The following is a 6741-nucleotide window of genomic DNA, read 5'->3' on the forward strand; positions in this document are numbered from 1 at the left end:
TTGAAGGCGCACCTGCTGCAATTAGTTTCTCTTCAATCCCAGGAAACAACTCTTCGAGAATGCGATACCCTTGAGTCAGCAATGCACGGACATGATTTGCTTGGGGAACTCCCTGACGTATTTCTGGCTGTTGTGGTAAGCGATCGCGTTCTACTAACGTGACACGTTCAAAGTGTTCGACTAAAATTCTTGCACTCAACAGTCCAGCCATACGACTACCAATGACAATAGCATGATTGCCATTGCAAGTTTTTTGCTGTGCCTCCATGAGTTTAGACATAATTTGTTTGTATTATTTTGTCTCAGTTTTATCTTACTGAGAATTTGAGAGTAAACTATAACAGCAGTGCGATCGCTCGTATTAATCGCCTCAAAATTTAGACCTATTCAACTTTTCTCTCAGGATGGTTTCTATTTTACTTTTAAGATGATCAAGAGGATCATGAGTTCACGAATATTTTACGCGAACAACTCTTTTTTATCCAAAATCCAAAAGATTTGATCTAAGTAACGTAACCATACCATTTGCCATGACTGTTCGTGCTTTTTTTCAAGCAGCAAAAGTCGAGAGTACTGAGTCTCCTTACGATAGGATTTATCTCAAAATCTTGTATCCAGCACAGATGTCAGGCAGCCATACAGGAAAAAATATGGCAATTGTGCCTGCTGATCGCCAAAAAGCCCCCTTTCCAGTGGTGATTTTTTTTAACGGGGTTAACTGTGAAGCCCATACATACCAATGGCTAGCAGTTAAACTAGTTGAACGTGGACTAGTAGTGGTTACATTTAACTGGATTGTAGAGAACCCGCCAGGTTTAGTAAGCCTGACTCCAGGAATGGATTTTAATATGTGGAAACCTGGAATTTATGGTACTGTTCCCACTGCTTCTGCTTTACCTACATTGCTAGCGAAACTAGAACAGTTGCAAGCAGAGGGAATTCTGGCTGGAATGCTGGATTTAGAAAGGGTAATTTTAGGTGGACACTCCGCAGGTGGCAGAGTAGCGATAGAAAATGCTAACCCCAGTTTTTTCCCACAGGTAGCAGCATCTTTTGCTTATGCTGCCCATTCTATGGGAGGAACAATAATGGGATACGAACCTGGTACGATTTTGCCTTTACCAGATTCTCTACCAATGTTATTGATGGGAGGAACTTGTGATGGAGTCATTGCCAATAGTAGCGATCGCTATGGGATCGCTTCAGGCGATGCAACTACTGCTGTGAGGCGTACATTCCAAGAAGCAATTGCTGGCGGAAGAAATGATAACTATTTAGTGCTTTTAGAGGGCGCAAATCATTTTACTATTACTGATCCGTTTGACTTCACAATAGGTAGTGGGTTTCTTGATTTTCCAACGACTCAAAGTCCAGAAGCATTGCGGTTATTAATAGCAGACATAATTGGTTTCTTTATTGATGCCCATGTTTGCCATCAACCGAAAGCATTTAATGAATTGAATCAATTATTGAATAATTCCAATACTTTGATTCAATTATGGAAATGTAAGTAATGAGATCAATATCAATATAAGGATATAAAAACCGGGTTTTGGATATCGAACACAGATGCACACGGATGATTTATCTGTGTTTATCGGTGTTCATCGGTGTTCGTCATTCAAGGATTTTTTGTTGTGGCTGGAAGTCACGTCGACAGTCCGATAGTTTTTGAGAAAGCGAACACCGATACACACAGATGCACACGGATGAAGTTTATTCTCCGGAAATTTGACAAAATACAGTTCTTTTACGTGGCCCATCCAATTCAAAAAATAAGACAGATTGATAAGTTCCCAATGCTAACTTGCCATCAACAATAGGAATTATCTCACTGTTATTCAGCATCATTGCCATGAGATGAGAATGGGCATTCATTGGTTCATCTGGAGGAATATTTTTTCTCAGATGCAAGTCGTTATGTAAGTAGCGGTCTGATTCTGGTGCTAGTTTTTCTAAAAATACTTTGATATCTGTTAATAATCTTTCTTCATATTCATTAATAGCCAAGGCAGTTGTTGTATGTCGAGAAAAGACTATGACCTGACCATTGTGAATTAGAGTTGAGGAAATTAATGCCTCAATTTGAGGAGTAATATTATGAATATTAATTCCTTGATTAGTTTCTAATTCAATGAATTTATTGATAATTGGCATCTTTGTAGATTTTAAATTTAAAATTAATTACTATTTAAAAATATTACCAAAATTCATAGTAACATTATAATAACTAACCACCAATACTCCAAGAAACTCATTCTTTGTGTCTTAATGGTTAATCACCCAAATTTTAACTATTAACAATCTTTTGCAAACCTCTAACTAATCTTTCTATCCCTTCTTTTGCTGTCTGTTTTTGCAATGCACCGTAGGCAACACGCAGATAACATCCCTGATGCATACCAAAGGTAGTTCCGGGAATAACAGCCACTTGATGTTCCTCAATTAATCTTTTGACTAATTCAAAGGCTTCTAATTCGGTGTTAACTTTGAGAAAGAAATAGAAAGCACCATCAGCAGCGGCAATTTTACATAATCCTTCTAAAGACTGGAGAGAATCTATTACCAATTCTCGCACTTGAGCGATCGCTGTAATATTATTTCGCAAATAATCTGGTTTTGCCTGCAAAGCACCCAACGCCGCATACTGGGAAACCACAGGCGGACAAATTACGTTTGTATCCTGGACTTTTTTAACGGCGACAAACAGGTGTTTTGGGATCACCATATAACCGATGCGCCAACTGGCAAAACCGTAGGCTTTGGAAAGGCTATACAGGGAAATAGTGTATTCACTACTATTAGGAAATGCACTTGGGGAAGTATGCTTGACTCCGTTATAGGTGAAGTATTCATAGGCTTCGTCGCTGATGTGGTAGATACCGCGATCGCGACAAATTTGATTGACTGCTTGCAAGGCTGCTTGGCTATATACAACCCCAGTGGGATTGTTAGGAGAAATTGTCACTATAGCTTTTGTTTTTGGAGTGATAGCTTGGGCGATCGCATCGGGACGTAGTTGATAACTTTCATCAGTTCCTACTAAGACTGGATGACACCCCGCCATTGTAATTGCCATTTCATGGTTGAAATAGTAGGGTGTATTCAGAATAATTTCATCCCCGATATTAGTAATAGCAAGAATGGCGTTGAGAAAGCCCATGTTGCTACCAGCAGTCACAACAATACAATTGTCTGTGTTGATTTCAATACTGTTAAAAGTTTGTAATTTTTCTGTAATTGCTGTTAGTAATGGGGGTATTCCTTCTACAGCTTTGTAGAGATGATTAGTTGGTTCAGCTAAAAATTTTGATAAAATTTCAATAGCTTCTGGCGGTGGCGCGTAAGCAACAACACCTTGCCCTAAAGAAATTGTGCCTGGATTGTTTTTAATCAATTCGCCGACTACAGGTATAATAGGCGACTGCACCGCCTCCATACGAGAGGTAAGATTTTTATAAATAGCTCAATCCTCAATCAAAATTACAAAAATAAGGTACAACTGAACGATTTTAAGGAATCGTATTACTGGCTCACTTCTAAAGCTTAGTATAAGGTAGTATGTAGCCAAACAATTCGTGATTGTTTGGCTAACAAACCAGCAAGTCGTTCATGCAAACTAATCAACTTTTAATAAATATAGTCATGTACTTATTTATACATCCAATTGTAGTGGGTGAAGGAAATTATCGTAATAGAAACATGCGATCGCTACATAGTAAATATTTAATAACTGCAATCAAAATAGTTTAATTAGATCCTCATCATATGTCATTATTAGTAGATTCATAGTTCTGTTGGTTTTAGTGCATGAAAGGCGGCTGCGAAAGTCAAACTTTAAGTAAGTGCCTTTCTGCCGTATCTAAAAATTTATTGCTACACAAAAATTTAGTCACACCACTCAGCTTATCTATCTATGATAAACAGGGTTGGTGGTGTGACTAAAATAAGTCCGATTTAGCTAAATGATCGTTACCAGTCTTGGAAATGCCCTAGTATAGAGCGATCATCGTCTGGAATTCGCGTTGGTACACCTAAGTGTTTGCGAGCTTCTTGCTCTGCTAGGTTTCGGTCTTTTTCGTTGTTAAACTGCCCTTCTTCCAGTAGATACTTGCCGCGTGCTGCCTTGTCACGGGAAGGTACAGAGCCATTTTTCCATTTATACTTAAAGCCCATGAGCAAGCAATGCCTCAACTTTATATTCAAGTTTAATTTCATCGATTACTAAGACTACCGTTCCTAGTACTGGGTAAGGTTATTAGAGACGATATTCCCAACACTGATATTGATTTGTACCAAAAATGATTGACACTCCTACTACAGTTCTATAGTTAGAGACCATGAGTGTCTAAAACTCATACAGTAATTAGTAACTAAAAGCTACTAATTCGTAAAGGCCAAAAACCAAACAGTTTTTAATTGACATTACTCATCACTCTCATTACCTTGTACCATGCGTGGTATCGGTATATTTGTAGTAAAGCCAATAACAACTTAAGCTGAAGCGAAACAAGTTTAAGGAGTCAGATCTTCAATCTTGGATAATCAAAATTTTTTGCTCCAAATAATGCTGAAGCAAACGATCACTCTTGATAAATTGCCGTATTTCAGTTAGCTGATCGCTGCTAATTTCAGTTACTCCAGGAACAAAACATATTCCCAAAATAAATATCTGAGGTGGGAGATATTTCCCTGTTTGTTTATATTTTACTGTTGCCACAAGCTCACCATTTTTTCTAAACAAATGCGTAGTGTAAATCTTCTATTGGGCAGTTGCTGTGGACAAGTAGGCTATGCTAAATCATGTGACTAATGCCCGATAGAAACATACAGATTATATTCAAATTGCTTCGGAAGCGTAATTCCTTCATTGAAAAACCCTTAAGAGATTCCTGAGGAAATTTAGTTACTATCACAGGCTTGTGATTTGTATTTCATAATTACAGGCTTAACTAGAGACATGGGTGGTAATTTGGCAGCTGTTTGTAGCAAACTCCACAATTCTTCTTTCCATTTAAGATTTAAAACTTCTGGGTTTTTGATTTCCAAAGCTTTCAGACATTTAATTATGTCTTTCTTCCTTAATGAATTTGGCTCTACTTCTAAAGCTACAAAACGAGCAAAGCTAGGTGAGACAACTAGAGGCATTTCAAAATTCATTTAGACCTCACGGGAATATAAAACTAGTTAAATTAATTACAATTGGTCATGAATAGGGCTGAGAAATTAAACCATGCGTTACCAGCAGGAGGTAAACATGCTAATGGAATAAACAGCCTACAAATTAGACGATGAACTTTTGCCTACCTTGGTAATAGCTTTATTAACTCTGAGGTTACGGCCCATATATTCAGTGCCTAAGAGTGAGTGAATTGCTACTGCTTCTTCAGCATCTGTTTCCATTTCTACAAAAGCAAATCTTCTCCTCTCACCAGTTGCCCGATATATAGGCAACCGAACTTTGACCACAGATCCATATTTGGAAAACATCTGTTTGAGGTCATCTTCTTGAATTTCATCAGAGAGATTACTGACATAGATTGACATAAAAGTCTCCAGAATCATATAGATGTAGAGATTTAGATTCGGAGAGGTGCTAATTGTGGTCAATCACATAGCCGAAAATAATTCTCGATGGTTTAACCCTAACACAGAATATTGATTTACGCTTATGAGATTTTACATTTAGCCTTATACCTCTTTCACTAACAGACGAATGCAGATCTCATTTCTCCTAACGGCTATAGACTGGCATTTCTTGATAACAATGACTACAACGCCAGTAAATACCTCCCAAACGTATATGAGAGAGTAGAATGTAAGAACAGCAAGGACAAGTATGCTTACCCAGGACAGATTCCCAGATGTATGTGCCTGTTTTTTCTTGACTGTTGCCAGTTGTAAGATGAGTCAGTGCTTGACTCGATCTATTTAATAAAAGTTGCATTTTATCCTCAATTTTGGCGAAATCAGATGAGAATTTCACCATATATGTATAGTAGTAATTTGTAACTGAGTTCACAATTATTATTGATAGTTAAAATTGAAAATCTCTAGATTATAGATTGTCAAATATTTTATTTAATTTAACTAGAGCAAACTCTTTTAAAAATTATCAATTGGTTAGCCACTTCCCACGCATTTATCAAATGCTGTATTCAGTCGTAGCTCTATTAACTTTGAGGCTATGTCCCATCAATTCAATACCTCTTAAAGCTCGAATTGCTGCTAATTCTTCAGCACTAGTAGCCATTTCGACAACCGCAAATCCTCTCTTTTCACCAGTTTTTCTGTTCATAGATAGTTGAATTGTATTAACATCTCCATATTCTGAAAAAATCCGTTTGAGGTCATCTTCTTCAACTTCAGCAGAAAGATTACTGACATAAATTGACATAAAATATCTCCTTAATTAAGAAATGTAGATATTTATATTTACAGAGGTGTTTGTTTTGATATAAAGTTCATTTTTATAGCCGGAAATAATTCTCATAATTTCATTATAACATCAAACAAAAGTAAACTGTGTGTAAATATCTGTTATTTAACTCTATAATCCTTATACAAAATGAGTTTTAGCAGAAAATCATTAGTAAGCATTTTATTTTGTCCTTGTCCCTAAGTAAGGTTTTAAGGAGCAAAAATATTAGCGATCGCAAATATGCTTTTAAGTAGAAGATAACAACAAACTATATGCAGCCGGGAAAAATTTTAGGCTAGCAATTTGCTTAACTAAAGAAA

9 protein-coding genes and 1 pseudogene are annotated in these 6741 nt (G+C 36.9%); 1 reads left to right on the forward strand and 9 read right to left on the reverse strand.

The annotated features are described in order from the left end of the window. Positions 1-280: pseudogene (locus UYI_RS0130690) on the reverse strand (hypothetical protein); the annotation flags it as partial. A gap of 250 nt (positions 281-530) precedes the next feature. Here UYI_RS0130690 and UYI_RS0130695 point away from each other — a divergent pair. Beyond that, a complete protein-coding gene (locus UYI_RS0130695) occupies positions 531-1514 on the forward strand; it encodes an alpha/beta hydrolase family protein (protein ID WP_016870517.1) in 984 nt (327 codons plus the stop codon). A gap of 202 nt (positions 1515-1716) precedes the next feature. Here the strand turns inward: UYI_RS0130695 and UYI_RS0130700 are convergent, their stop codons facing one another. The 8 genes from UYI_RS0130700 to UYI_RS0130730 all read right to left on the reverse strand — a co-directional run bounded on the left by UYI_RS0130700 (position 1717) and on the right by UYI_RS0130730 (position 6397). Next, positions 1717-2157, reverse strand: a complete 441-nt coding sequence (locus UYI_RS0130700) for a secondary thiamine-phosphate synthase enzyme YjbQ (RefSeq protein WP_016870518.1) — start codon at positions 2155-2157, stop codon at positions 1717-1719. Between the two features lie 133 nt (positions 2158-2290). Next, positions 2291-3463, reverse strand: coding sequence for a pyridoxal phosphate-dependent aminotransferase (locus UYI_RS0130705; protein WP_258003672.1), 1173 nt, complete (start codon positions 3461-3463; stop codon positions 2291-2293). 509 nt (positions 3464-3972) lie between these two features. Beyond that, positions 3973-4176 (reverse strand): hypothetical protein, encoded by a 204-nt coding sequence (locus UYI_RS0130710; protein WP_016870520.1) that lies wholly within the window; start codon positions 4174-4176, stop codon positions 3973-3975. Positions 4177-4531: 355 nt separating this feature from the next. Next, entirely contained in the window at positions 4532-4720 is a 189-nt protein-coding gene (locus UYI_RS0130715; RefSeq protein WP_026086279.1) for a hypothetical protein, read from the reverse strand. A 182-nt stretch (positions 4721-4902) separates the two neighbouring features. After that, on the reverse strand, positions 4903-5160 hold the full coding sequence (locus UYI_RS0130720; RefSeq protein WP_016870522.1) for a hypothetical protein: 258 nt from the start codon (positions 5158-5160) through the stop codon (positions 4903-4905). A 117-nt stretch (positions 5161-5277) separates the two neighbouring features. Continuing rightward, positions 5278-5547, reverse strand: a complete 270-nt coding sequence (locus UYI_RS0130725; protein ID WP_016870523.1) for an RNA recognition motif domain-containing protein — start codon at positions 5545-5547, stop codon at positions 5278-5280. A gap of 187 nt (positions 5548-5734) precedes the next feature. Next, positions 5735-5947, reverse strand: coding sequence for a hypothetical protein (locus UYI_RS37860; protein WP_071588902.1), 213 nt, complete (start codon positions 5945-5947; stop codon positions 5735-5737). A gap of 198 nt (positions 5948-6145) precedes the next feature. Then, positions 6146-6397, reverse strand: coding sequence for an RNA recognition motif domain-containing protein (locus UYI_RS0130730; RefSeq protein WP_016870524.1), 252 nt, complete (start codon positions 6395-6397; stop codon positions 6146-6148). Positions 6398-6741 lie beyond the last annotated feature (344 nt).

It is taken from the genome of Fischerella muscicola PCC 7414 (assembly GCF_000317205.1).
Taxonomy (GTDB): domain Bacteria; phylum Cyanobacteriota; class Cyanobacteriia; order Cyanobacteriales; family Nostocaceae; genus Fischerella; species Fischerella muscicola.

Bases quoted from the DNA above. Each gene is read 5' to 3' on its own strand.
- UYI_RS0130695 (WP_016870517.1), top strand. From the start codon at position 531: ATGACTGTTCGTGCTTTTTTTCAAGCAGCAAAAGTCGAGAGTACTGAG.
- UYI_RS0130700 (WP_016870518.1), bottom strand. From the start codon at position 2,157: ATGCCAATTATCAATAAATTCATTGAATTAGAAACTAATCAAGGAATT.
- UYI_RS0130710 (WP_016870520.1), bottom strand. From the start codon at position 4,176: ATGGGCTTTAAGTATAAATGGAAAAATGGCTCTGTACCTTCCCGTGAC.
- UYI_RS0130720 (WP_016870522.1), bottom strand. From the start codon at position 5,160: ATGAATTTTGAAATGCCTCTAGTTGTCTCACCTAGCTTTGCTCGTTTT.
- UYI_RS0130725 (WP_016870523.1), bottom strand. From the start codon at position 5,547: ATGTCAATCTATGTCAGTAATCTCTCTGATGAAATTCAAGAAGATGAC.
- UYI_RS37860 (WP_071588902.1), bottom strand. From the start codon at position 5,947: ATGCAACTTTTATTAAATAGATCGAGTCAAGCACTGACTCATCTTACA.
- UYI_RS0130730 (WP_016870524.1), bottom strand. From the start codon at position 6,397: ATGTCAATTTATGTCAGTAATCTTTCTGCTGAAGTTGAAGAAGATGAC.